Here is a 26,168-nt window from a genome sequence, read left to right as displayed (position 1 = left end):
TAATTTTCCATCTATGAATAACATTAATTAAGATCATGAAAAAGCGCATGTTTATTTTGCTTGCCCTCTTTTGTCTTACTATTTCCAGTTATGCACAGGTAATACCTGTTCTGGAGATCAGGATCAATGAAACAGCGACGGCAAAAGACGATTATGTAAACACGACCTATGTTCCCTGTAATATCCGCTTAAATAACGGTGTCAGTTTTACCAATGATATTCCGGTCACATTAAGAAATATTCCCTTTGCCACCGGAGGCCAGGTTCTGTTTTCGGCGGACAGCTTAGGGGCAGGAAGTTCTGAGTTAAGTTTAGTTGTAAATCGAGATAATAGTAGTACACCTTTTTATATCAAAAATTCGCCGGGCTTCAACAGTGTTAGAGACAAGGATGCAATTATAGAGATAATTGATAACCGGCCCTCGCATAACGCTATTGTCCTGGGCAGAAAAGGATTGATGATAGTAGAAACGAAGCCAATCCCTGAAAGTCTTCCGGAGATCGAGCTGCAAATAAATTCTGTTTCAACCCTGGACGATTATGTCACCTGGTCCCCTGCAGCATGCCGCATCAGACTGGCAAATTATCATAGCTTTTCATCTGCTGTTGACGTGACTCTAAGAAATATGGCAGGTTCAACAGCCAGTGTCAACTTTGCTAACAATACTCTGGCGTATAATACAGCGCCAACTGAAACTACACTCAATTTGTCACTTCCAAATACTGGTACCTGGGTCGACTTTTTTATAGCCGGAAGATACGGTAGCCCCAGCTTAAGGGATAAAGATGCAATAATTGAAGTGATTAAAGCCGGCACTCAAACAGTTGTGGTTCAGGATACTGTTATTTTGCCAGGAGGAGGAAGCACAACGGTTTTCGTAAGAGATACAGTTGTCTCGCTTCGCGACACCCTAATTACATCTGCCGTTTCAAGGTCGGAACATATCTTGTCTGATTCTATAACTGAAATACAAATCAAGGGAACCGTTGTAAAAGTAAGAGATACTACAATCACCGTTCACAAAAAGATCATCCCTGGTGAAGGAGGTTCCGGGCCGGTAGTAATTGATACATCTATCGTTCTTGCTGATGGTTTAGTATTAACCCGTGAGCCTTTGATGGTTAGGGTGCGTAAGAATGCTAATAATATAGCAGTTGAAGAACGTCAACGCTTTCTCAATGCCTTAACTATCTTAAATAATACATTCAATGGGTATAAAGTATTGGACGAGGCTCATATAGAGGCGGCGAGTCCTGAAGCGCATGGAGGGCCAGGCTTCTTAACCTGGCACCGGGCTTTTATACTCGGTTTTGAACGACGACTCCAAACCGTTGATCCTAGTGTTGCGCTATTATACTGGAGATTTGACCTGGCGGCACCAAACGTATTTTCCCGCGATTTTATGGGATCCAAACCAACGGTTTCATCTGATGCATTTGCAGATTTTAATGCCACTGATCCATTAATTGCCTGGAATATGACAGGAGGTCCTGGAATAAGGCGAACAACCGCGTTTGCTAACAATCAAGCTCCACCCGCTACAAAGTCAAGCTGGATAAATGAAACTGCAACTCTAGCCTTGGGTACAAATTATACTTCATTTCGGGCAATGGAGCATAATCCGCATGGCCATGCACACAATGTTACCGGTATGGTTGTGGGCGATTGGCTCAAAGGAGTGGGAACTTCGGTAAGGGATCCCTTATTCTTTTTGATTCATGGTAACGTAGACCGCCTTTGGGCCCGATGGCAGTGGATAAATAATCGTTTTGATGCTCAAAGCACCCAAACTTTCTATCCGCATGGAGCGTTTGCCGGATCAGGATCGATACATATTGGACATTATTTGAATGACACGATGTGGCCATGGAACGGTGTTACTGGTACATATACTGGAACTGGTACAGTTTTGATGGGAGATCGCCCTACAACTGCACCGGGCGGCCCGCTTCCGGAAGCTCTGTCAATTTCGGCCCCTAACCATGTTCCAAGGCCTCTTAATATGATTGATTACAGGACGGATCGTTTTGTATCAGTGGTGAACAGCGGAATGGGTTTTTGTTACGATGATGTTCCGTTTCAATAAGTTTATCGCCATTAAATACTCTATCATGAAAACATTGCGAATATCTATACTGGCCTGGCTGCAGTTTATAAGTTTTTTGAGCCTGGGCCAAAATGTAACCAGGGAACAGTTAGTCAGGGAAGTGGAGTCTTTTAAAGCGGCGGCTTTAAAGGCAACCGAAGTATTTTTAAACCCGAAAGGGAATTTGCAAACGCGGCTGCTCGCCATGCAGAATTATCCATTTATCTATGACCCGCAGCAGATTGCGAAAGCAAAGGCAATTTTACTGAACGATAAGGAAGACCCCCAGCTAAGGGCTGTCGCATTAAGTAAGTTAGTTGCTGAGGTCTCCCGGGATGAAGCGCTTTCAAACAGTGTGCTCAAATGGATTCAGGATCCCAAAACGCCTAAAGCACTTAGGAATGAGACGCTCAATACTATTATAGGTTTAAGATTCTCGGATTTTGCCATGTTTACAAAAAGGCAGCAGCTGATAGCCGCTTTACGTACCGTGGTCACAGATCCGGAGTTATCGTTTCGGCAATTTGCGTTTGGTTTTCTGATGGATCATGGGGACAGTTTCGCTCAGAACCTGCTGATAGAGCAGTTGAATGCAAATAAAACGAACTTGCTTCCTACTGTTGAAATATTACGGCTTCTGGCTTTATATCCAAAAGGAGATTATCTCCCTGCTGTTTATAGAATCTTCCAAAATCCACCAAATCAGGAATCAAAAATTGAAGCGATAATCCTTTGTGGAAACTATGCTCCTGCAAAAAAAACTCTTATGGATCTATTGAAAGATAAAAAGCAAAGTGCAGACCTCAGGCAGGTAGTTCTGTCAACGGTAAACGCGAACTATCCGCAAGAATTTGCCGCTCAGGTTCAAAGCATGATCGTTGACCAAACAGAGCCCGAGAACCTCCGCGTGTCGGCTATCGTCATGGAAACATTTCGGCGTCAATCGAACATTGAACGGTCAAAAAGGAAAGCCCCTGACGCATTTGACAGAAACGTCGAGAGGCTTAAATCTAATCCTTCTGAAGCTATCAGGAGGGCGAGCGGTTCATATTTACGAAATGTAAAACCAAAGTTATAGGTTATGAAATTGTTTGGAGGCTTCAGGATTGTTAAACTAGTATCAGTAACTGTCTTTTGGGTTTGTTACCAACATAGTTATGCCACTTTCCGTACGAATACGACTTTTTCGGGCGACGAGGGTGGTGTAAACTCAGCACTTAAGGCCTTTAAACTGGCTCAAGGAGATACTAATGCTGAGACGATAGTTGCTTGCATTGAAAAGTTCAAAAGTTACCCGAATTCCTCTTCCGAATTGATTAATCTGATTGCCCGGAGGCTGAGGGAAAACGATCCGCTCTATCAGGGACGTGGTCCTAAGGAAGTAGAGCGTTTAAGGGGATACATGCTTGCATCGCTTAGCAAGATCGGAATAAACGAGAGAGTGATCCCCATTTTGAAGGCTGAACTTCTTTATGGTTATCATCCTTACATGGTTGCCGCAGCAGCCCGGGGGGCGGGGAAAGTTCAGGGCGATGCACAAGCTGCTTTTGTTCCTCTTCTAATCAAGTACCTTGATGAAAGGTATAAGGATGATTATGTGGATTTGGACACTTATGGCTATTCATGGCCGCTCAAAAAACTGACCAGTGCACGTTTCGAAGCTATTGAAGCATTGTCTAAAATCGGTGCTTCCGCCCCGCAGCTGGCAGTGCCGGCATTAAAGGAAATTGCCGAAGCCGAAAAAGGACGTTTTTTCTCAAGTGATCACCTTCTGATCTTAAAAGCAAAGTCTGCGATTGAAAAAATTACTTCCGGCAATGGTCTCCAGCCTACCATCCTGGGCAGCAATGTCGCTGTTTGCTGTACTAATCCTTTATCCGTCAATCAGAATGGATTTAGTGCCGGAGATTCGAGACAAGGACGGCAGATCAGAAATTTTAAGGCTATTGACCAAAATGGGAGAGTATTTGAGTTAAAGAATATTGTTGGTAAGCCATTCCTTTTTACTTTTTTTTATACAAGGTGTGATAATCCTAATAAATGTTCTTCTACAGTACAAAACATAGCTGCGCTAAAACAAATTCTTGTAAAAGAAGGCCTTTCTGATCAGGTCACATTGATCGCCATTACATTTGATCCTGAGTTCGACGGGCCTGCAGCCCTCAGAAGTTATGGTGAAGGGCGGGGCGCTGTTTTTGATGAGCATTTCAAGTTTATTTCCATCAATAGTAAGCTTTATCCTGGCTTGATTAAAGACTTAGGAGTACTTGTCAATTATGGCAAAGGCATGGTAAATCATCACGGCAATCAATGGTATATTTTCGATAGAAAGGCTCAATTAGCAAAGATTTACGAAAACACCGCTTTGAAGACGGAGGATCTGGTTGTTGATATCAGACAATTGCTCAGCCGAAACCTTAATGCCTACTCCGGGATACAAATAAATAAGTAAGGATGCGAAAACATATGTTGCAATGGGTGATTATACCGGTTTTACTTGCAATCATGGCAAGCGCCTGTAAGGAAATTTTTGAACCCTCCATCGCCAAACATGATGTTGCGCTGCTTTCACCCGCAGATAATTATATTAGCAATAAGTATTCAGTGATGTTTTGGGTGGAACCAATTGATGATGCCCTGTTTTACCGGCTCCAGGTTGTTAGTCCTGACTTTGATACTATGGACGCTTTGATCCTGGATACTTTAATTAATACCAATAAATTTTCGTTCACACTTGATCCCGGTGAATATCAATGGAGAGTCAGTGCTGAAAACGGGAGCAGCAAAACCGCTTACTCACTACCCAGGTCATTTATCATCAATTTTTCCTCTATTGAGCAGCAACGAGTAATGTTGTCTGCGCCTGCAAACCATCTCATAACTAATCAGGCTAATATCTTATTTAGATGGATGTCTCTATTTGGTGCAGACCAGTACCGACTGCAAATTGACACCAACAACTTCGCTGATGAAAGCGCAATGCTGGTCAACAAACTCACCTCAAATATTGAAATGATGGAGGTCTTAACCCGTGATCAAGTCTACTATTGGAGGGTGAGGGCAGAAGCCGACACAGTGCAATCCTTGTGGTCTGTCATCAACTCTGTCCGATTTGATACTACGCCACCGGGCAGGGTGAGTTTAAAAACACCCCTTAAGGGAGAAAGACGGAGCTTACCTGTCGTCTTGCAATGGAATACAACTCCGTCCGCTAAAAGATATAAGTTGTATGCACTGAAAAGTGATTCCAGCTCTTTATTTGATACTGACTTCCCTTTAATCGTGAATGGTACAGGTTACACCTTCAACAGGGGACAGCCTGAGGACAGTATCTACTGGAAGGTAAGTGCTATAGACGAGGCTGGAAATGAAGGGGAAAGCAGCGAATTAAGGAATTTTATATTAAGGTGATATGAAACGCAAAAGGTCAACTTATGTGTTAGCGGCTCTGGCCGCAGCTATCTGGGCGGTGATCTTTATCAGGATCTTTTCATCAAAAGCCAGTGAGGAAAATAAACTGCGGGGCAACAGAGATTTTTTTAAAGAAGAGTTTAATGACTATTCATTAATAGATACAACGGCTCTTCGGTTGAATTATCCGGATCCTTTCAGGCTTTCTGCCATACGCTCCGAGCCGGATCAGCAGCCTGATGTCTATGCATCAAGCTCACTTTCAGATCCTGTGAAGATACCAGAGCCGGACTGGAGCGCAATTACTTATTCCGGGTATATAAGGAATCCGGGATCAAAAAAGCTGCTTGCCATGTTGAACCTTAAAGGAAAGAATGTTTTGATGGCTGAAGGAGAAACAAGAGATGATATCAAATTAATTAAAAACTTACGAGACTCCATAAAAGTATCCCAGATGGGAAAAACAAGATTCATATCTATTTATAACCCGCAATGACTAGTATGCTTATCAGATACCTGCTTGTTTCATTTACATTGATGATGTGGATATCTATCACCGCCCAGAAAACGCCTGAGATTTATCAATACAGGATCAGAGTATTGTATGAGGATCGTATTGTTCAGGCCGAGATAAAACCGGTGAAGCGAATGAAGGATTTGAATTTCAATCTAAGGTATGCATGGTATGCCTCAAACCAGATAAATTTCACCCAGGGGGGCTTTAGTGGGAAATTGCTTAATGGTTATTACTCAGAATATTACAGAAGCAAAAGCCTTCGGGCTCAGGGATCGTACTCTGAGGGCCTTAAAGATGGCACCTGGAAAGCATGGGATGAAAAGGGAAATTTGATTGAAAGGCTGGGCTGGAAGAACGGACTGAGAAATGGAGTTTTTCAAACCTTCGACACTGTGGGTAAAATAAAAGAAGAGGGAACGTATAAAAAGGACTTGTTACATGGAGCTTTAAAGAAGTATAAAGGTGATTCTTTGGAGGTCATATTATACAAAGACGGGAGTCCATCTCAGGGCAATGTTCGCTCAGGTTTTTTATACAATCTTTTTAAAGCTCGCCATATATGAGCGCCGGTACTTTTACCAAGAAGTTAAAGCCGCCAAAGCTGGCTGGTTCTGCTTTATATATTGTGATTGTCATATCGCTGGTGATTGCCACGCTATGTTCAGCGATGATCGTTTCTGCCTATTTCTACCGTCTTCAGTATCAGCATAAAATGAGGCTAGACCTACTCCAGAACAATCTTGAATCTGGTATCAGTTTGGTTCTCGGCTCGGATTCTTCAATATTCTATAATGAAAGGCTCATTAGTTTGTACAATAATCATGACGATTCAGTATCTCTGAAGGTTGTGCCCTGGGGCCTTTATGATGTGGGATCGGTTAAAGCATTTAAACAAAGGGATACGTTAAATCAAAGTTTTTTAATAGCGTATACTCTCGATAGCCTTCGCTGGTCTGCATTGTATGTGGCGGATCAGCAATCACCTTTATATGTTAGCGGCAAAACTCGTATAAAGGGCAATGCATATTTGCCGAAGGCGGGAATTTTGGAAGTATATGTCGAAGGAAGAAAATATGAGGGGGATAAAAGGATCGTTTTAGGCTCACGCCGCCTGAGTAAAAGCAGCTTACCTTCTTTACGTCAGTCGCGGTTAGGTTATCTCGAAAAGGCTTTAGCCGGAACGCCATCAGTCGACAGTACGTTTAAAGGATCAGACTTTATTGAAAATTCTTTTAGTCAGCCAAGTAAGACCTATCACTTCAGAAAACGCTCTGTCCGGCTGTCCAATATACGATTGAAAGGGAACCTGATTCTGTATTCTGATGATCATATAAGCATAGACAGCACAGCGTCTCTTGATAATGTACTGGTTTTTGCGAAATCTATCCATGTGGGAAGCGGCTTCTCTGGCAGGTGTCAATTGTTTGCGAGAGATTCTATTGTGACAGGAAAGAATTGTTCTTTCAGCTATCCATCATGTCTGGCCGTTCTAAACGCCAATACCGGGGCTAATAGTCAGTCAAGGATCTATCTGGATACAGCTTCCATATTTAATGGAATTTTGTTCGCCTATGAAAAGAAAAAAAGTGACGGGCAAACACTGATTGATATTGGTAAAGATGTACTGGTTAGGGGCCAGGTTTATTCAGGCGGGATGATCCGCTTCAATGAGCGTGCGGAGGTTTCAGGTAATATAACAGCAAATAAATTGCTTCACGAAGTAAATGCCAGCATGTTTGAGAATTATATTATCGATACACGGATAGATACTGAACGTCTTTCATCCTACTTTTTAACCAGTACATTGTTCAGAGATCTGTCAAAACGAAGAAGGGTTATGCAATGGCTGGATGGAAACTAAAGGAAGAGGCGGGTGGGAAACTTAAGGCTTCCACCTTACTGGAAGTGATCGTGTCAATGATCATGATCATGATCATTTTTGCAATTGCTACCGGGATCGTTACTAATATAAGCCGGAGGTCGGTGTCTTTGAAGGAGATTAAGGCCATGTCGACACTTACCTTTTTTCTTGCTAAATGTGAATCTGCTCCTTTTATTACCGAACAGACTTTCAACTATGCTGATTTTATAGTAAAGAGAAAGGTGTTAAAATACCGGGGTGACGACCGGCTCAGGGAAGTAAGGGTTGTCATCTACAACGAAGACGAGCAAAAACTGGCTGAAGGGAGGAAAATTGTTTATGTACAGTAACAGGCGTTTACAGCAATTACCTGCTTTTACCATTATGGAGCTGACAGTGTCGATGATAGTTGCGGCCTTGGTCGTATCGATTGCCTATAGTGTATATTTTCTTATTAATAAAGCTTATTTAGACTACAGGCAGCGTAATCAGCATTTTGCTGAACTTATCCAGCTGGACCGGCTGTTGAAACATGATTTTAGGAATGCCGATCAATTGTTGCTGTTGTCAGGGCAGTTGTATGCAAAAAAAGGAAATAAGAGAATATCCTATGAGTTCAATAAAAGTAATATTATTAGAAGAGCGGAATTAGCTGATACATTCAGGCTTTCTGTACAAGACAAGAACTTTATGTGTGAAAACATAAAAATCCCTGCAGGTAATGCTTATAATAGAGCAAGTCCTGACGTTCTGAAAACAGATTTTGACATACCAGAACACCTGCGTGTTGATGAATTAGCCCTAACTGTTCTGTTTAACAATTCGCCGGTAAGGTTTATCTATAAAAAAAGATATAGTTCTGTTGACTTAATTAAACGAGGAATCCATGCCATCAATTGATCTGAGCAGATATCAGCCTAAACCTAAGATGCCAACGGAGACTGTCCATAGAAGCGACTTGCCTGCTTTGCTGGACTATGAAATATCGTTTGGCCGCAAGGCTCTGGGCGATAAAAGAAAAGAGAGTTTTTATCTCGAACTAAGTTCATTATTACAAGCTGGTATCGACTTAAAGAGCAGCATTGATCTTATAGCTGCGGACGAAAAGAAAAAAATTCAAAGAATGCTTTTTAAAAGTATAGGAGCATACGTCATTGGTGGAATGAGCTTTTCACAGGCGCTTAACACTACCGGAAGGTTCTCTCTCTATGAAATCTATAGCATTCAGATAGGTGAGGAAACGGGGAAAATCATAGAAATTTTGCAGGATCTGGCGAAATACTATCAAAACAAGATCAAACAGCGGCGTAAGATTGTGTCTGCCTTAACTTATCCTTCAATTGTTCTTTTAACTTCCCTGGGTGCAGTGGTTTTTATGCTTAAGTTCATAGTGCCGATGTTTGGTGATGTATTTCAAAGGTTTGGAGGTGAGCTGCCATGGATTACAAGGTTGATCATTGCAATATCCGGCTGGATGGAGAAACACTTTTTTATTGTCTTGTTACTCTTCCTTATTTCAGGCTTATCCCTTTACCTGAACAGGAAAACGGAATCCTTCAGAGCATTTTTTTCAGCAGTGATCCTACATATTCCGGTTGCTGGTTCGCTGGTGCAAAAAATCTATCTGGCAAGGTTTTGCAATTCTATGCGCTTACTTATCAATGCCCATATCCCACTGCTTAGATCAATCACTTTGATCAGTAAAATGATCCATTATTATCCTATAGAAGCATCACTGCCGGTTATTGAGGAAGATATTCTGAAGGGAAAATCGCTAAATGAAAGCCTGCAACAGTTCAAAATTTATCCTCCAAAAATGGTCATGTTGCTAAAAGTAGGCGAAGAAACGAATAAACTTGATTATTTCTTTAGTAAGATCTCTGATCAATACATTGAAGAAGTTGAATACAAAACAACAACACTTAGTAGTTTGATAGAACCTTTAATCATCATTTTTTTGGGACTGGTAGTAGGCGTCATTTTAATTGCCATGTATCTGCCCCTCTTTCAGATGAGCAATAGCTTTTGAACGCCGACCAACATGTGTGAATTGCAGAAGGAAGATTTGCACAAAATGTTACAGTTTTCACATTTTTCTGCCCCAAACAATAGTTTGATCGAAGCTATTATCTTAATAACCTATCACTATGAAAATGAAAAACAGTCCAATCTATCTAAAGCGGAAGCTTTCCGGCTATACTCTGACAGAGATTTTAGTGGTTTTGGTGATCATCGGAATATTAGTGCTGCTGGCTTTGCCTAATCTTCTTCCTTTAATTACTAAAGCGAAATCTACTGAAGCAAAAGTCCAGTTAGAGCATTTACACACCCAGGAGAAAAATTTCTTCTATGAGAAATCTAAATATAGTACAGATCTCAACGAGATAGGCTTTCTGCAGGAGAAGTTAAGTACTGAGGGTGAGGATGGAAAAGCGAATTACAGGATTGAGGTTGTACAGGCGTCAAATACAGGTTTTTTAGCCAGGGCAACGGCGGTTGTTGATTTTAATGGAAATGGAACTTTTAATGTTTGGGAAATTGACCAGGATAAAAACCTGAAAGAAGTTACGCCTGATTAATTGGTCATAATAGGGTTGTAAGTTATAAGTTTAAGCTTCTGGCTAGACATACAACTTAGAACCTATAATTTATAAATAAAAACAATGTGGTTTATTGCGATTTGTATTCCCGCGATACTGCTGGCCATTACTTTGCAGGATATTAGGAGCCGCCTGGTGTATGCCTTTTGGTTTCCACTGCTGATAGTCTTCTTTATAGTAAATCATGTGCTTAAAAACCAGGTTTTGGCTGAGCTTGCCCAGACAGCTGGTGCAAATATATGTTTTTTGATGAGTCAGTTCCTGTTACTGAAATTGTATTTTTCAATCAAATGGGCCGTGAGAATGGAGCTTACTGAGGACTTGATAGGATGGGGTGATATCCTGTTCCTGATAAGTATTGCTTTTTATTTCTCTACATTAAACTTCGTTTTATTCTATCTCACAAGTCTGATCATAGTATTACTTATCTGGTTAAGCTGGTCCTTATTAACGAATGCCCGGAGCTCGCAAATTCCCTTGGCAGGCCTGCAGGCGTTTTTATTCTGCGGAGTATTTATAACGGATTGGCACAATCAGAATATTGACTTTACAAGAGATAGCTGGCTGTTGGAACACTTAGCAATATGGATATGACTGAGGATATCATATTGGTAACCGAAAATATTCATCTTTTAACGAAAGACCAGGCCTGGCATTACAGGATATTGCCAAAAGCGAGAACAGGTGAAACGTTGTATCTCTATTGCGAAGACTCTGCCAATCTGGCTAACCTGCAGTCTGAGCTGGAGGTATTGCTGGGATATAATATCGAACTGGAACCTCTTCCGGTTGTCGAAACAAATCGTCTTCTATCCAAATACTACATCAAAGACAACGCAGCATCCGGAGGTACTCAATTATATTCTCAGTACGATGCGGATGATTTCCTGCTCAGTTTAATAGGCGAGGCTAAAGGTTTAAAAAGCAGTGATATACACATAGAGACATATGAAAGAAAATGTCGTGTTCGTATCCGGATCGATGGTTTAATGGTAGAACGATACCTTCTTGACAAGGAGAATTACCCCGCGCTTATTAATAAGATAAAGATCCTTTCCAACCTCGATATTTCGGAGAAACGTTTACCCCAGGACGGTAGAATAAATTTTAATTTCCATGATAAACAGTTCGATATCCGGGTATCGGTTTTACCAACTCTTCATGGTGAAAAGGTTGTTCTTCGCCTGCTAAGTAATGATGCTACCGAAATCGACTTGAATAGTCTGGGATTTTCAGACTTTGATCTTGAGAACTTTATGCAGGGGATCAGACGACCGAATGGAATTATCCTGTTAAGTGGTCCTACCGGCTCTGGGAAGACAACAACTTTATATGCGACATTAAAGCTGCTTAATAAAGAGACACGCAATATCTTAACCATTGAGGATCCGGTTGAGTACACCCTCGAGGGGGTTAACCAGGTTCAGTTGAAAGAATCGATCGGGCTTACTTTTGCTGCCGCCTTAAGGACATTTTTACGTCAGGATCCCGACGTAATTATGGTGGGTGAAATTCGGGACACCGAAACTGCGAATATGGCGATAAGAGCGGCTCTGACAGGCCATCTGGTACTTTCCACTATTCATACGAACTCTGCCTGGGGAACTGTATCGCGTTTAATCGATATGGGTATTCCAGCTTTCCTGGTTGCCAATACCCTGAATACCACAGCCGCGCAGCGTTTAATACGTTTATTATGCCCCCACTGCAAAACACCTCATTTACTTGACCAGGACCTGTATCCTCGTCACTTCATACCGTTTCACGTCGTTGAAACCCATTATATGCCCAGGGGATGTGAAAAATGTTACTATACAGGGTATTATGGACGAAAAGCCGTGTATGAGGTAATACCGGTAGACGAAGATCTGGCAATGGAAATAAAAAACGAGAATATGTACGTTAAAGAATCGCTCGGGAGAAGGGGAATTAAAACGCTTGCTGAAAATGCATTTTTCCTGTTTGAACAGGGCGAGACCTCACTGGAAGAGATCTATCCTTTGTTATTCAATTATTGAGAGAGAGCTGATGATTAAACTGTTTACATGTACTATTTTAATACAAATGATTACGCTTTTTTGCCCGGTAAGAGCACAGGAAGACCGGGTAGAACTTATTCGTAAACAGCTGGATGAACTATCGGCTACTGTCCCGGGATTAAAACAGAAGGTGCAGTTATCAGTAGCGGGGGTTCCTGTTAAAGAGTTTTTGAGAGCTCTTGCGCAGTCCAACAAATTGAACCTTAACATCGATCCGAAACTGAATTTTAAGGTATATACTAATTTTAATAATGAGACTCCTCTGAACATTCTCACTTTCCTGGCAAAAGAATATTACTTGGGTATAAGCCTGACAGGTTCTATCATAACCATCACTCAGGTTCAACGAACAAACAGCTTCAATCCGCAGATAAAGGCAAATTACAATAGTTATTCCAACTTACTGAGCCTGGAACTAAGTAATGATTCGCTTCCCGATGTAGCAAGGCGGATATCTCAAATCACAGGTAAGAGCATTGTGGTTACGTCTTCTCTTTTTAATAAAAAAGTAAGTGGATTCTTTGAAGAAGCACCTCTGGAAACCGCGTTGGAAAAGCTTGCTTTTGCAAACGAAATCAATTTGTTAAAAACGAGTGATGATGTGTACATTTTTCAGGCTCTTAAGGAAAATGAAGAAGTTTTTATTAATCCTGATAAGAAGCCAGCTGTAAGGAAAATGTTTAAACCTTTGAGCGGATCGGAGTCGTTGGTGAGTATTGTGAGCCGAGTGGATAATAAAGGGCAGAGATTGCTTTCTATAGATGCCAGCGGTGCATTAATAGTCGACCTGATACGACTTGCATCACAGGAGGCTAGCAAAAATTTCTTTCTTTACTCAGATATAAGAGACAGTATTTCTACGACTGTTAACGATATCACCTATGAACAATTTTTAACATCACTTTTAAAAGGTACAAACTATACTTATAAAATAGAAAATGATGTTTATCTCATTGGTGACCGAAACCTTGAGGGACTAAGAACTAACCGCGTTCTGCAGTTGCAGAACCGTTCTGTAGACACTATCCAGGCAATGATTCCGAACGAATGGAGAAAAGGAGTGGAGATACGGGAATTTAGGGAGCAAAATACCATTTTGTTATCGGGCTCCAGACCTCAGATTGAAGAGATCACGTCCTTTGTTAAACAACTGGATCAGCTTGTCCCTTTGGTATTAATTGAAGTAAATCTGATCGACATCCGTAAGAACCGGAGCGTGAAAACAGGGATTAAAGCGGGAATCTCAGACAGTATAAAAACTGGCGGGACCGTTCTGCCGGGTATAGATTACACGTTGGGGGCAAGAGCTATTAACGATTTCCTATCCCGGCTTGGAAACTTAAGCGCAGTGAATCTGGGGAGAGTAACTCCGAATTTTTACGTGGGACTGAGCGCTCTGGAAGAAAATGATAATGTTGAAGTCCGCTCTGTACCCAAGCTGTCTACATTAAATGGCCATTCTGCAACTTTAAGTATCGGCTCTAAACGCTACTACCTTATTAGAAAGCAAAATGTGTTTCCTTCTTTTGGCAGTACTCAAAACATTTTTACTGACGAATATGTGCCTGTGGAAGCAAATTTGGCGATCAATATTAAGCCTATCGTTTCTGGCGACGATCAGGTAACACTAAATATAAAGGTGGATATCTCTGACTTCATTGGAGTTCCACCTAATAATGCTCCTCCACCAACTTCTAACAGCAAGTTTGAATCTATTATCAGGGCCAGAAATGAGGATATGATCGTGTTGGGTGGGCTTGAACGGGCTGAGAAGAGTGACGGAGGGTCAGGGGTACCATTATTATCCCGTATTCCGGTTCTGAAGTGGATTTTCAGCAGCAAAACTAAGTCCAGCTCGAAGGTGGTAACCATTGTATTTATTAAACCAACGATCATCTATTAAGGGTCCGTTAGCATATGTTTGAACGATTTCTACAGGTGTATTCTGGGCTTGGGTTAAGCCTGCATATAAATATGGATAACTCTATTGATCTGTCAGCATGTAAAATTCAAAGGCATAGGAACCGGCTGGACTTTGTGAAGAAGGTTTCCGGCTTAAAATCTTTGAACGATCTCAGTGACTATTTTTCCAAAGAGGCAAACATTGCTCTGAACCTGAATGGAAAGGGGGTGCTGCATAAGCAAATAGAAAATACTTCGGTTCTCACCTCATTGCAGTTTGCTCAAAGTTTTCCGGGGGCAAATATGAATGACTTCTATATTCAAAACTTTCGTTCGGGACTCAGATCTTTTATCTCAGTCATCCGTAAAACCGAGGCCGACCGGTGGCTAACACTATGCAGCAACCTTGGTTTAAACCCTCTGATGTTAAGTCTTGGGCCATTTCCGGTCCACATGATCGCTCCTCAGCTAAATGTATATGGTGACACTCTGATATTTGACGGGCATTTAATAATCAGGACTGAAGAGCTGGATTGGGAGTCATACCGTTATGATCGCTCGTTGCATGCACCGTTCCCTCTGAAAATAGAAAATGAGGTGTTAGAGGAGCAGTTATTATTGGCTTATTCTTCTGCCTTCCAGCTACTCTTTGCCCATTTTGCAGAGACAGTACAGGCTCATGTGCCCCAGTTGGACAAAGATTTTAAATTACTTATATCGAGTAAACGTACTAAGGTTGCGGTTGCAGGAGCGCTGTTAGCGTTTTTCGTGATCCTGCTAATCAATTCGGTGGTGCTTTGGAGCGTCAATGCTGAAAATAGGGAACTGAGCAACCGTGTGAACCGTTCGGTATTCGGTACGCGTGAACATGCTGCCCTCGCTGGCCTGATAAAAAGTAAAGAAGCTCAGCTGCAGGAACTAGGATGGAATGGTCATTATAATAAAGCTGTTTTGATTGATCAGCTAGCTTTAAATCTTCCGGATGAAGTGAGCTGGAATGAACTTGCAATAAATCCGCTTGATCTTACCGGAAGCAGAAATTTACAGCAAGTGCTTTTTAATGACCGCACTATCAAAATTACGGGAAGCTCAAAAAGAATCGTTCCGGTGAACAACTGGATGTCAGAGTTGGAAAAGATTCCCTGGGTAAGAATGGTAAAGTTAGAGAGCTACACTTATAACCAGGAGTCGGAAACCGGGGAATTCGTGTTGCTGATCAATTTCTAGAACTATGTTTGACAGAAAAAAAGCAAAGATTTTAATACTACCAGGCGTGATAATGCTGTTCATGTTTCTTGCTTATCAGCTGGCACTAAAAAAAACATGGAAAGCCTTTATGCTGAACAGGGAGCTGTTGGGAAAACTTGATACTCTTGGAGATTTGAGTTACCAGCCTGAATATCTAAATAGAAAAAATACGAATCTCGACAGGATAATAAACAAGTACAAGATCGATTCTTTGGTGTTTCGAGGGAGAGCAATTGCAGAAATAGCTGCTTTGGCTGAAGCGGAAAATGTAAGATTGACCGAACTGCCGGTTAAAGACGCTTATCTAAAATCTGACAAGTACCTTATCCAGCGGCTCAATTTCGAAGGCGATTATTATTCACTTCTTCGTTTTATTCAGAAGATCCATGCTCAAAGGAATGTCGGAGTAATCCGATGTCTAAGTTTAAAGAAACTTCCCCCAACCGCTAGTCAACGACTAAGTTTGGAAGTCTTTCTCCAGATCCTTTTGTAGCAGATTAAAAAGGAAGGGCAGGAACTTAATTGGTAAATTTAGCGGGGCTCACTATTGCCTTCGTTAAGTTCATCTTAAACTCTTCTCTTGGCATGTCAACTGCTCCAAACTGGCTGAACCAATTATTGCCAAATCCTGAATCATGTAATTGAAAGCCAGCTTCCCTTAATTTTGGCAGGAGATAGTAGTATCCGGCTTTACTGGCATTATCAACTGTGTTAAAGAAGGTGATGTCTGCAAAGTAACTATTTATGGCATACCCTATAATGCCTCCTACTAGTACTCCGTTTTGATAGGTCTCAATACTGTGCGCGATCCCTAGTTTTTAATCTTGAATGTGAATTGTAAACTGCTGACGATATGTGCATTGTGTGCTTGTTTTTCATGCATGCTGCCCGGCTAAGTGGGTAAAATAACACAATAAAATTGGTGCTTTTTAACGTTCATGGTCCAGCCTGATTTGCAACGGACTTCTGTATACCCTTAGCTGGGCTACTCTTGCGGAGGCTTTGAATCAAAGCAGAATGTATTACATTCGCATAAAATTAATATTGATTCAATGCTTAAAAACCTGCTTGCCATCATCAGGTATTTTATTTTCTGGATGGTCTTTTTCTTCGCCGAAAGAGTGATCTTTTTGCTGATTTTTAGAAATAAACTTCAGCGGATATCGTTTGCGGAGATCCTCAAAAGTTTTTGGCATGGGATAAGAATTGATATGTCGGCATTAGGTTATGCTTCAATTCTGCCATTACTGGCTTTTCTTGCCATTATGAATATTCCCGGATTAAGACCATCAAATAGGATTTTCCGGATATACATTAAAGCCCTTATCGTAATATGTGCCCTTATTACAGTGATAAATTTTAATATTTACCGCGAATGGGGCACAAAGGTCAATTACAGGGCTTTTGAATTTCTATTTAGCACTCCCGGTGAAGCTATAGCGAGCAGTGCATCTTCTCCGATTTTTCTTTCTCTTTTTGTACTTGCAATCTTAATTATTCCAGGCTTTTACCTTTCCGGAAGGATAATGAAGTTTCACATTGTTAAGAACGTCCCCATTGCACTAAAAGTAGTGATGACCCCGCTGCTCCTCGGCTTGAACTTTCTAGCCATCCGGGGCGGCTGGCAACTCGCGCCAGCGAATGAGAGTATGGCATACTATTCTTCTGTTCCGGTTTTAAATCACGCGGCGGTTAATACTGAGTGGGCTTTAATGCGCTCTTTCAAAAATATTTCAAACAATAAGAACCCGTTTGAATATACTAAAATAGAGGAGGCAAGGCGTACAGTTAGCAACTTATATCCCAAAGAAGAGCCGAATACCATCAAGATCCTGTCGTCTAACCAGCCTAACCTGGTCTTTATCATATTAGAGAGTTTTACTGCTGATTTAGTGGCGGGTTTGGGTGGCGAAAAGAACACAGCTCCGGTCATAGATGAACTGGGTAGAAAGGGTATATACTTCAATAATATTTATTCCTCAGGCGACAGGACCGATAGAGGCATCGTATCAGTTTTAAGCGGTTTTCCGACACAGGCCACTCGCAGCATCATCAAAGAAAACTCTAAAAATGCTCAGTTGCCTTCTGTTTATGAGACACTGCTGAACTATGGCTATCACACATCCTTTTATTATGGAGGAGAAAGTGAGTTTGCTAACATTAAGTCATACCTTTTGAATAATGGCTGTCTGGACCTTGTGGACAAAACGAATTTTGATAAGAAGGACATGAACTCGAAATGGGGCGCGTACGATGATGTTGTGTACGATAGGTTACTGGACAAGGAACTTAGTTCGAAGTCCCCTTTTTGTTCAGTGATCCTCACCCTTACAAACCACGAGCCTTTTGAATTGCCGGTGCAGCCGCGATTTAAGGGTGATGAAGTAGAAAACAAATTTAGAAGTACGGCCTTTTATACTGATTCGTGTCTTGGAAGTTTTATAGACAAGGCCAGAAAACGAAGCTGGTATAAAAATACTCTCTTTGTGATTGTGGCCGACCATGGACACCGCTTGCCTTTAAATAAATATGAAATCTATGACCCCCGCAGATACCGTATTCCTCTATTGTTTTTTGGTGAAGTGATCAAACCAGAGTTCAGAGGAATGAAGGCAAACAAGGTGGGAAGTCAGACTGACATAGCCTCTACAATCTTCAATCAATTAAATATTCCACATTCCAATTTCCACTGGAGTAAAGACCTCTTAAATCCAGCCGTTCCGGGCCATGCTTTTTTTAGCTGGGATAACGGTTTCGGGTTTGTAAACAGCAGTCAGCAGGTGTTGTCATTTGATAATGTAGGTAAAGAAATCATTTACAGATCTCAGGACTTGCCCTCTAAAGAGGAAGAAGATCTGTTGAAGAACGGTAAAGCGTATATGCAAAGTGTCTACCAACAGTACCTGGATTATTAAGTTAAGACAGTAAGGGCAGAAAAAATGTAAACGTAGAGCCTTCATCGGGCTCACTGATGACTTCTATACGGCCTCCCATTGACTCAATTTGGGTTTTGGTCATGTGTAGTCCAAGGCCCCGGCCTTCTTTATCAAAGTTAAATTTTTTATACAAGCCAAAGAGCTTATCCCCGATGCTATTCAAGTCCATTCCCAGGCCTTTGTCCGAAACCTGCACTTTGAGATAAGTATCCTGTTTGTCTGCTTTGATAGAAATTGCGGGATCCATTCGTTCTTTTCTATACTTTATAGCGTTGCTGATCAGGTTATAGAAGATACTCTGAAGGTAACTTTTTATGGATCTTACGTGATCTAATTCTTTTGGAATATCAATATTGAACGTTGCCCTGCTTTCTTTTATCTGTTTTTTAAGATTGCTTTTTACCGAGCTGATAATTTCATTTAGCCTGATCATTTCAAACTTCTCATTCATAGGTTTTCGGGACGATAGAACCAGGTTGAGATCCTGAATAACGGTATCGATAGACTGCGCTGAATCGGCAATAAAATTTATAAGTTCACCTGTTTCCGATGCTTCATCAGCATAGTGAAATTTGATGATCTCTGTAAGTCCAATAATATTTGCTATAGGTGAACGGAGGTTATGAGATACAATGTAGTTAAACTGCATCAGCTCGTTGTATTTATGAGTCAGTTCGGTTAGCAGTCCGTCATGTTGTTGCTTCAGGGATTTTATGGTTGTTTTTTCGTTTTTCTCAGTTGTAATGTCGATAATATATCCTTCTATGTCGCCAGTTTCTTGCTCTTTATATGAAATACGGGAAATGTCCTTTACCCATTTTAATTTTCCATCTTTGCAGATGATCCTATACTCAAGACTGTTGATACGCTCACCACCTAGTGCACGTTCAAATTGCAAAAGGATGCGGCCTCTGTCGTCTGGATAAATAATATCTAAAAAGTCAATTGTCAGCAATTCTTCCTGAGAATAGCCGGTCATCCTTTCACATACCTTGCTGACATAAATCATAGCGAGCTGCGGGGGGGAGCTTAGTTTATAGAACATCCCCTCTAAGTTCTTAAGCAAGCCGTCAGAAATTGTAAGACTAAGCTTTTGTTCCTTTACATCCATAATACCGCCAAAAAAATAATCTTGATTATAATGGTTAATCGAACGAGACAAAATCAATACCATTATTTACTGAATTCGAGGGAATTGGAAAGATGAAGCCATGAATCTGATACTTTTTATATTTATTTCGTTCTAGTCTTGTATTTTAAGGTGCTGTTGTGAAATGGGAAGGGTAAATCGCGCCCCAATTTTTCAATACGGTTCCCCTAATTTCATCATCGTACCAGTGGTTCAGTTAGTTCGGTGCCTATTTCTTATGGGCTTTCAGGGCGCGCTTTTTCATTGTTCCCCGGGAAACATTCGCAATAATGAGGATGTCCAGAGAAGACCTGAAACATTAATGAAGCCATTTCTGCCTAAAACTTTATATCTTAGAAACCAATTCTGAAGACATCAATGAAACCTTCTAAGATTTTTGAGCATATACATATTGACGAATACTCTGCTACTCCAAAATATCTGCAGCTTACCAATTCGATATTAGCAGCTATAGAAGGAGGTAAGATCAACAAGAATGATATGCTTCCATCTATCAATGAGTTAAGCTATGAGTTAGAAATATCCCGTGATACAGCTGAGAAAGGATATAAATACCTGAAAAAGTTAGGTGTCCTGGGCTCTATCCCGGGCAAAGGTTATTATATCACGGCTACAGACTTCAGACAAACCCTGCGCATTTGCTTGTTGTTCAATAAACTCAGTTCTCACAAAAAGCTGGTTTACGACGCTTTTGTATCTGCCCTGGGCGAGCAGGTTGGAGTAGATTTTTATATCTACAATAATGACGTTAAACTGTTTAAGAAGTTGCTGGGGAATAAAATGGATGGATATTCTCATTATGTTGTAATTCCGCATTTCATTGAAGGTGGTGAAAACGCTTATGAGATCATTAATACCATTCCGAAAGAAAAACTAGTTCTTCTTGATAAGAAAGTTCCAGGCGTGGAAGGCGAATATGCAGCTGTTTATGAAAACTTTGAAAGGGATATTTACAGTGCTTTAGAGCAAGCCAGGGAAGCTCTCAGTAAATACCATACAATAAAATTAATCTTTCCCGAAAAGAGTTATTACCCAAAAGAAATAAAGAAAGGTTTCCTTCGCTTTTGCCAGCAATATGCGTTTAATCATAAAGTGATAACCGATATTGATAGTGAATTGATCGCCGCCGGAGAGGTGTACATAAATTTGATGGAAAATGATCTTGTTATCCTTATCGAAAAAATTATGTCATCCAAGCTGGTTGTTGGCAAGGAGGTAGGAGTGATCTCATATAATGAAACCCCTTTGAAGAAGATTATCCTGAACGGAATTACGACTATTTCGACTGACTTTTATGAAATGGGCACTATTGCAGCTAAAATGATACTTGATAACTCAAGGAGGCATGTTGAAGTTCCGTTTAGAATTACCCACCGTAACTCTTTGTAGATAAGGTTGAAACATGTTTTTACTGCTAACGCAATTATTTTTAAAATCAATGTTTTGATTCTCAATAATTTGCTTAAATTTGCAGTCCTTAAAAAATCGAGAGGAGGTATAACACATGATCATTATCAACGTAAAAGACGGCGAATCTTTAGATAAAGCCCTAAAACGCTTCAAGAAAAAATTTGAGAAAACAGGTGTATTAAGAGAATTACGTAGCCGTCAGGCTTTTGAAAAAAAATCTGTAGCTCGCCGTAACGTAGTTAAGAAGGCTGTTTACAAACAAACTCTCAACCAGGAGACTGTTTAATTTTTTTCATAAATCATTTTTTCATATCAAACCTATTTGTATATTGCTTTAAGTGATATACAAATAGGTTTTGATGTTTTTAGAGCGTTTTAATAACTATTTACGATACGAAAAACGATTCTCAGCTCATACTGTCACTGCATACATAAAAGACTTGCAGCAGTTTGAGGCTTTCTTGTCGAAACGCAGCCGGCAGTTTTCAGATGTGGGGCATCATGATGTGCGGTCATGGCTTGTTGAACTCATGGACGCAAAAAGCCAACCCAAAACCATCACCAGGAAATTATCAACACTACGCAGTTTTTACAAATTTCTTCAGAGAGAGCAATTAGTAGAAGACAATCCGGTATTACAGGTTCAGTCGCCAAAAATCCCCAAAAAGCTTCCGGTAGTGATCGAAGAATCCAGGATGAACAGCTTACTGGATAGCGAGCACCTGTTCCCTAAAGACTTTACCGGGCTGCGTGACCGGCTGATTCTTGAAATTCTGTTTGGCACTGGCATGCGTTTGTCCGAATTAGTAGCAATTAAGCATTCAGATATAAATCACTACGAGCAATATTTCCGGATTATTGGTAAACGGAATAAAGAGCGGCTTGTTCCGGTAAACGCTTCGCTTATGAAGTTAGTTACCCGTTATATAAAGGAGAAAAAAGACATTTCTTTTGAATCAAGTATAACTTCCCTGATCGTAACAGATACCGGACGGGCTGCTACGCCTGCATTTATTTATAAGATAGTAAAGAAGTACCTGTCACACATCTCGACAAATCAAAAGAGAAGCCCGCACGTATTAAGACATTCTTTTGCTACAAGTTTGTTAAATAATGGAGCTGATCTAAACGCAATAAAAGAACTGCTGGGTCATGCAAGCCTGGCAGCAACACAAGTGTATACCCACAATTCCGTTGAAAAACTTAAATTAATTTATAGACAGGCTCATCCAAGAGCTTTAACCAAGGAGGAAAAATGAAAATTAGTGTTCAATCTATTCATTTCGATGCAGACAAGAAACTTTTAGGTTTCATTCAGAAAAAAGCTGATAAACTGGATCAGTTCTTTGATCAGATCATCAGTGCCGAAGTATATCTTAAGTTGGAGAATACAGAAGACGAGGGGAATAAAATTACTGAAATTAAACTGAATATCCCGGGTGTGCAACTCTTTGCCAAAGAGCAATGTAAATCGTTTGAAGAGGCTACCGATCTTGCAATAGAATCATTAAGACGACAGGTTGATAAGCATAAAACTAAGACACGTACTCGTATCAATAATTACAAAGAAGAAGTGGCGTCAGTCGACATTTTTTAGCAGGACCATAAATCAAGGTTGAGGGCTTTTCCGGCGGTTTTTAAACCTCCGGATTTTTTTTGAAAAAAATTTTGCGGTGAGTTTTATTTGTGTAGATTTGCATTCCCTTTCGGAGAGGTTCTTAAGTTAAGAAAACGAAGAAAAGGAATGTTCTTTAACAGGTTGAAAACGTTTAAAGTTAAATTATAAAAGCCTCCTTAGCTCAGCTGGTAGAGCAACTGACTTGTAATCAGTAGGTCATTGGTTCGATCCCGATAGGAGGCTCAGTTTTTTTTTGATTCAAATTTGGAAGTTGTAATTTAATTTATACCTTCGCAATCCGAAAAAAACAACTGGGGGGATACCAGAGCGGTCAAATGGGACGGACTGTAAATCCGTTGCTTCGGCTACGAAGGTTCGAATCCTTCTCCCCCCACTTTTACTCTTTGATTGAATGTGTTGTTAGGAAAGAGTTCTTTCTGATATATTGCAATCATTGTACCAAGCGGAAGTAGCTCAGTTGGTAGAGCGATAGCCTTCCAAGCTATAGGTCGCGAGTTCGAACCTCGTCTTCCGCTCTTGAGCTAATCGTATGTTAATTATTAAGCATTAGGCTTAGTGGTTAACTGTTTAGCATTAAAAGCCGATGTAGCTCAGCGGTAGAGCACTTCCTTGGTAAGGAAGAGGTCATGGGTTCAAGTCCCATCATTGGCTCAGCGATTTTAATTTTCGTATATTAATATAAAATTAACCTACTAATTAGTATAAAAACATGGCAAAAGAAAAATTTGACCGCAGTAAGCCGCACTTAAATATCGGTACTATCGGTCACGTTGACCACGGTAAAACTACTTTAACTGCAGCTATCACGAAAGTATTAGCTGACGCTGGTTTGTCTGAGGCTCGTTCATTTGACTCAATCGACTCTGCTCCTGAGGAAAAAGAAAGAGGTATCACTATCAATACTGCACACGTTGAGTACTCTACAGCTAACCGTCACTATGCTCACGTTGACTGTCCAGGTCACGCGGATTATGTGAAGAACATGGTTACTGGTGCGGCTCAGATGGACGGTGCAATCTTGGTGGTTGCTTCTACTGACGGTCCTATGCCACAAACTCGTGAGCACATCCTGTTAGCTCGTCAGGTAGGTGTACCTGCACTTGTTGTTTTCATGAACAAAGTTGACATGGTGGACGATCCTGAGTTGTTAGAACTAGTTGAAATGGAAGTTCGTGAATTACTATCATTCTACGATTTCCCTGGCGATGACATTCCTGTAATCAAAGGTTCTGCTCTTGGTGGTTTGAACGGAGATGCAAGCTGGGTAGCTAAAATCATGGAGTTAATGGACGCTGTAGATAACTACATTCCAATCCCTCCACGTTTGACTGATCTTCCATTCTTGATGCCAGTTGAGGACGTATTCTCAATCACTGGTCGTGGTACAGTAGCAACTGGCCGTATCGAGCGTGGTGTAATCAACTCGGGTGAGCCGGTTGAAATCCTTGGAATGGGTGCTGAAAATCTTAAATCAACTGTAACAGGTGTTGAGATGTTCCGTAAGATCCTAGACAGAGGCGAAGCAGGTGATAACGTAGGTTTATTATTACGTGGTATTGAGAAAACTGATATCCGTCGTGGTATGGTTATCTGTAAACCAGGTTCAGTAACTCCTCACACAGATTTCAAAGCTGAGGTTTACGTATTATCAAAAGCTGAAGGTGGTCGTCACACTCCATTCTTCAACAAATACCGTCCACAGTTCTATTTCCGTACTACAGACGTAACTGGTGAGATTTCACTAGCTGAAGGTGTAGAGATGGTTATGCCTGGTGATAACGTTACAATCACTGTTAAGTTGATCAACGCTATCGCAATGGAAAAAGGTCTACGTTTCGCTATCCGTGAAGGTGGTAGAACAGTAGGTGCTGGTCAGGTAACTGAGATCTTAGCATAATATTAAAATATAAAGCATGGTCTGCACAACTGTAGACTATGCTTTTTAATACACGGGAATAGTTCAACGGTAGAATAGAGGTCTCCAAAACCTTTGATCAGGGTTCGAATCCTTGTTCCCGTGCTAAAGCTTTAAAATGGCTAGCGTAGTTGAATTTATAAAAGAATCGTACGATGAAATGACCCAGAAGGTTACTTGGCCTACCTGGTCTGAATTGCAAAATTCAGCTGTCATCGTTCTTGTTGCTTCATTAATTATTGCATTGCTTATCCTAGTAATGGACCAATTAGCTGGAGGCGGCTTGAAGTTGTTCTATGGATCAGTTGCTTAATAGGTAAAGTATGAGTGATCAACTGAAATGGTACGTAGTACGAGCTGTTAGTGGCAAAGAAAAGAAAGTAAAACAATATTTAGAATCCGAGATCAATCGTCTTGGAATTTCGCATTTGATTCCTCAGGTTTTGATCCCTATGGAAAAATATTATCAGATGCGCGAAGGGAAAAAAATTGCAAAGGAACGTAATTATTATCCCGGCTATGTTCTGATCGAAGCTGCGCTTGACGGTGAATTGGAGCATATTATTAAGAACGTAAATAGTGTTATTGGATTTCTTGGCGATAAAGGCGGTAATGCTGTTCCTATGCGTCAGGCGGAAGTTAACAGGATCCTTGGTAAGGTCGATGAAATGTCGTCCCAGGGAGAAACTATGAATGTGCCTTATTACGTAGGCGAAAACGTTAAAGTTATGGACGGTCCGTTTAATGGATTTTCAGGTGTAATTGAAGAGGTAAACGAAGAGAAGAAAAAACTGAAAGTTATGGTTAAGATCTTTGGACGTCGTACCCCTCTGGAACTCAACTACATGCAAGTTGAAAAAGAATAATATAAAAGATATATAGATAGTTGATTCGGGATTTCAGATCTCAGTTCACTATCTCATAATCTACCAAGATCTTAAATGTTACATGCTTCCACTACTAACATTAAGTACTAAATAAATAATTAAAATGGCAAAAGAAGTCGGTGCGTTAGTAAAATTACAAATCAAGGGCGGCGCTGCTAATCCATCACCTCCGGTAGGACCTGCATTAGGTGCTAAAGGAGTTAATATCATGGAGTTTTGCAAGCAGTTTAATGCGCGTACCCAAGATAAACCAGGTAAAATTTTGCCTGTTGTAATCACTGTCTATGTTGACAAGTCATTCGAATTTATCATTAAAACCCCTCCTGTAGCTGTTCAGCTATTGGAAGTTTCAGGATTGAAAAGCGGGTCTGCAGAGCCTAACCGTAAGAAGGTTGCTCAGGTTACTTGGGAACAAGTGGAAACCATTGCAAAAGATAAAATGCCTGACTTAAATGCATTTACTGTTGAGTCGGCCATGAAAATGGTTGCCGGTACAGCACGCAGTATGGGGATTACCGTATCCGGTAATGCTCCCTGGAACAGTTAATTAATTCAAATCAGTTAAG

General features: G+C 40.8%; 27 protein-coding genes and 5 tRNA genes. 30 read left to right on the top strand and 2 right to left on the bottom strand.

Annotated features, from left to right (window positions below; all coding sequences use genetic code 11):
• Positions 1–35: 35 nt before the first annotated feature.
• From J3P37_RS22165 to J3P37_RS22090, 16 genes are all read left to right on the top strand, one after another.
• Positions 36–2,087 carry a tyrosinase family protein gene (locus tag J3P37_RS22165; RefSeq protein WP_256014143.1) on the top strand — a complete coding sequence of 684 codons (2,052 nt, stop codon included), beginning with the start codon at positions 36–38 and terminating at the stop codon, positions 2,085–2,087.
• A 25-nt stretch (positions 2,088–2,112) separates the two neighbouring features.
• The gene (locus tag J3P37_RS22160; RefSeq protein ID WP_256014140.1) at positions 2,113–3,165 is read left to right on the top strand and encodes a hypothetical protein; all 1,053 of its coding nucleotides are present in this window, start codon (positions 2,113–2,115) and stop codon (positions 3,163–3,165) included.
• Positions 3,166–3,168: 3 nt separating this feature from the next.
• Complete coding sequence (locus J3P37_RS22155) at positions 3,169–4,539, top strand: SCO family protein (protein ID WP_256014138.1); 1,371 nt, start codon at positions 3,169–3,171, stop codon at positions 4,537–4,539.
• A gap of 2 nt (positions 4,540–4,541) precedes the next feature.
• Positions 4,542–5,498, top strand: a complete 957-nt coding sequence (locus J3P37_RS22150; RefSeq protein ID WP_256014137.1) for a fibronectin type III domain-containing protein — start codon at positions 4,542–4,544, stop codon at positions 5,496–5,498.
• 1 nt (position 5,499) lies between these two features.
• The gene (locus J3P37_RS22145) at positions 5,500–5,994 is read left to right on the top strand and encodes a hypothetical protein (protein WP_256014135.1); all 495 of its coding nucleotides are present in this window, start codon (positions 5,500–5,502) and stop codon (positions 5,992–5,994) included.
• The gene (locus J3P37_RS22140; protein WP_256014132.1) at positions 5,991–6,578 is read left to right on the top strand and encodes a toxin-antitoxin system YwqK family antitoxin; all 588 of its coding nucleotides are present in this window, start codon (positions 5,991–5,993) and stop codon (positions 6,576–6,578) included. The genes J3P37_RS22145 and J3P37_RS22140 overlap by 4 nt, the downstream gene beginning before the upstream one ends.
• A complete protein-coding gene (locus tag J3P37_RS22135; RefSeq protein WP_256014130.1) occupies positions 6,575–7,876 on the top strand; it encodes a hypothetical protein in 1,302 nt (433 codons plus the stop codon). Before J3P37_RS22140 ends, J3P37_RS22135 begins: the two co-directional genes overlap by 4 nt.
• Positions 7,858–8,226: a hypothetical protein gene (locus J3P37_RS22130; RefSeq protein WP_256014128.1), complete on the top strand. Its 369-nt coding sequence runs from the start codon at positions 7,858–7,860 to the stop codon at positions 8,224–8,226. The genes J3P37_RS22135 and J3P37_RS22130 overlap by 19 nt, the downstream gene beginning before the upstream one ends.
• Positions 8,216–8,776, top strand: a complete 561-nt coding sequence (locus tag J3P37_RS22125) for a PulJ/GspJ family protein (RefSeq protein WP_256014126.1) — start codon at positions 8,216–8,218, stop codon at positions 8,774–8,776. Before J3P37_RS22130 ends, J3P37_RS22125 begins: the two co-directional genes overlap by 11 nt.
• The gene (locus J3P37_RS22120) at positions 8,763–9,905 is read left to right on the top strand and encodes a type II secretion system F family protein (protein WP_256014123.1); all 1,143 of its coding nucleotides are present in this window, start codon (positions 8,763–8,765) and stop codon (positions 9,903–9,905) included. The genes J3P37_RS22125 and J3P37_RS22120 overlap by 14 nt, the downstream gene beginning before the upstream one ends.
• Positions 9,906–10,029: 124 nt before the next feature.
• A complete protein-coding gene (locus J3P37_RS22115; RefSeq protein WP_256014120.1) occupies positions 10,030–10,455 on the top strand; it encodes a type IV pilin protein in 426 nt (141 codons plus the stop codon).
• Positions 10,456–10,539: 84 nt separating this feature from the next.
• Positions 10,540–11,070, top strand: a complete 531-nt coding sequence (locus J3P37_RS22110; protein ID WP_256014118.1) for a hypothetical protein — start codon at positions 10,540–10,542, stop codon at positions 11,068–11,070.
• A complete protein-coding gene (locus J3P37_RS22105) occupies positions 11,067–12,494 on the top strand; it encodes a GspE/PulE family protein (RefSeq protein WP_256014115.1) in 1,428 nt (475 codons plus the stop codon). The genes J3P37_RS22110 and J3P37_RS22105 overlap by 4 nt, the downstream gene beginning before the upstream one ends.
• A gap of 46 nt (positions 12,495–12,540) precedes the next feature.
• Positions 12,541–14,418 (top strand): secretin GspD/PilQ domain-containing protein, encoded by a 1,878-nt coding sequence (locus tag J3P37_RS22100; protein WP_256014113.1) that lies wholly within the window; start codon positions 12,541–12,543, stop codon positions 14,416–14,418.
• A gap of 71 nt (positions 14,419–14,489) precedes the next feature.
• Positions 14,490–15,644 (top strand): PilN family protein, encoded by a 1,155-nt coding sequence (locus J3P37_RS22095; RefSeq protein WP_256014111.1) that lies wholly within the window; start codon positions 14,490–14,492, stop codon positions 15,642–15,644.
• A 4-nt stretch (positions 15,645–15,648) separates the two neighbouring features.
• Entirely contained in the window at positions 15,649–16,158 is a 510-nt protein-coding gene (locus J3P37_RS22090) for a hypothetical protein (protein ID WP_256014110.1), read from the top strand.
• Positions 16,159–16,183: 25 nt separating this feature from the next.
• Here the strand turns inward: J3P37_RS22090 and J3P37_RS23185 are convergent, their stop codons facing one another.
• Positions 16,184–16,474 carry a hypothetical protein gene (locus J3P37_RS23185; RefSeq protein ID WP_369414110.1) on the bottom strand — a complete coding sequence of 97 codons (291 nt, stop codon included), beginning with the start codon at positions 16,472–16,474 and terminating at the stop codon, positions 16,184–16,186.
• Positions 16,475–16,717: 243 nt separating this feature from the next.
• On the opposite strand from J3P37_RS23185, the gene J3P37_RS22085 reads away from it, so the two are divergent.
• Entirely contained in the window at positions 16,718–18,580 is a 1,863-nt protein-coding gene (locus J3P37_RS22085; RefSeq protein ID WP_256014108.1) for an LTA synthase family protein, read from the top strand.
• Position 18,581: 1 nt separating this feature from the next.
• Here the strand turns inward: J3P37_RS22085 and J3P37_RS22080 are convergent, their stop codons facing one another.
• A complete protein-coding gene (locus J3P37_RS22080; RefSeq protein ID WP_256014106.1) occupies positions 18,582–19,712 on the bottom strand; it encodes a sensor histidine kinase in 1,131 nt (376 codons plus the stop codon).
• A gap of 396 nt (positions 19,713–20,108) precedes the next feature.
• Here J3P37_RS22080 and J3P37_RS22075 point away from each other — a divergent pair, with 396 nt between their 5' ends.
• The 13 genes from J3P37_RS22075 (at position 20,109) to rplK (ending at position 26,149) form a co-directional block, all read left to right on the top strand.
• Positions 20,109–21,140, top strand: coding sequence for a GntR family transcriptional regulator (locus tag J3P37_RS22075; protein WP_256014103.1), 1,032 nt, complete (start codon positions 20,109–20,111; stop codon positions 21,138–21,140).
• 115 nt (positions 21,141–21,255) lie between these two features.
• Complete coding sequence (rpsU, locus tag J3P37_RS22070) at positions 21,256–21,447, top strand: 30S ribosomal protein S21 (protein WP_207427737.1); 192 nt, start codon at positions 21,256–21,258, stop codon at positions 21,445–21,447.
• Positions 21,448–21,520: 73 nt separating this feature from the next.
• The gene (locus J3P37_RS22065; RefSeq protein WP_256014100.1) at positions 21,521–22,420 is read left to right on the top strand and encodes a tyrosine-type recombinase/integrase; all 900 of its coding nucleotides are present in this window, start codon (positions 21,521–21,523) and stop codon (positions 22,418–22,420) included.
• Positions 22,417–22,758 carry a ribosome hibernation-promoting factor, HPF/YfiA family gene (gene hpf, locus J3P37_RS22060; RefSeq protein WP_256014098.1) on the top strand — a complete coding sequence of 114 codons (342 nt, stop codon included), beginning with the start codon at positions 22,417–22,419 and terminating at the stop codon, positions 22,756–22,758. Before J3P37_RS22065 ends, hpf begins: the two co-directional genes overlap by 4 nt.
• Positions 22,759–22,949: 191 nt before the next feature.
• Positions 22,950–23,022: transfer RNA gene (locus tag J3P37_RS22055), tRNA-Thr, on the top strand.
• 70 nt (positions 23,023–23,092) lie between these two features.
• Positions 23,093–23,173, top strand: a tRNA-Tyr gene (locus J3P37_RS22050).
• 69 nt (positions 23,174–23,242) lie between these two features.
• Positions 23,243–23,315, top strand: a tRNA-Gly gene (locus tag J3P37_RS22045).
• A gap of 64 nt (positions 23,316–23,379) precedes the next feature.
• A tRNA-Thr gene (locus J3P37_RS22040) sits at positions 23,380–23,451 on the top strand.
• A gap of 58 nt (positions 23,452–23,509) precedes the next feature.
• The gene (tuf, locus tag J3P37_RS22035; protein ID WP_256014095.1) at positions 23,510–24,697 is read left to right on the top strand and encodes an elongation factor Tu; all 1,188 of its coding nucleotides are present in this window, start codon (positions 23,510–23,512) and stop codon (positions 24,695–24,697) included.
• 52 nt (positions 24,698–24,749) lie between these two features.
• Positions 24,750–24,820: transfer RNA gene (locus J3P37_RS22030), tRNA-Trp, on the top strand.
• 13 nt (positions 24,821–24,833) lie between these two features.
• Positions 24,834–25,028 (top strand): preprotein translocase subunit SecE, encoded by a 195-nt coding sequence (secE, locus tag J3P37_RS22025; protein WP_256014093.1) that lies wholly within the window; start codon positions 24,834–24,836, stop codon positions 25,026–25,028.
• Positions 25,029–25,038: 10 nt separating this feature from the next.
• The gene (gene nusG / locus J3P37_RS22020) at positions 25,039–25,581 is read left to right on the top strand and encodes a transcription termination/antitermination protein NusG (protein ID WP_256014090.1); all 543 of its coding nucleotides are present in this window, start codon (positions 25,039–25,041) and stop codon (positions 25,579–25,581) included.
• 124 nt (positions 25,582–25,705) lie between these two features.
• Positions 25,706–26,149 (top strand): 50S ribosomal protein L11, encoded by a 444-nt coding sequence (rplK, locus tag J3P37_RS22015; protein WP_256014088.1) that lies wholly within the window; start codon positions 25,706–25,708, stop codon positions 26,147–26,149.
• The last annotated feature ends 19 nt before the right edge of the window (positions 26,150–26,168 follow it).

Origin of the sequence: Desertivirga xinjiangensis, assembly GCF_024436435.1 — a bacterium.
Lineage (GTDB): Bacteria > Bacteroidota > Bacteroidia > Sphingobacteriales > Sphingobacteriaceae > Desertivirga > Desertivirga xinjiangensis.
Note: the sequence above shows the minus strand (reverse complement) of the source record. Positions and strands in the feature narration are given on the sequence as shown.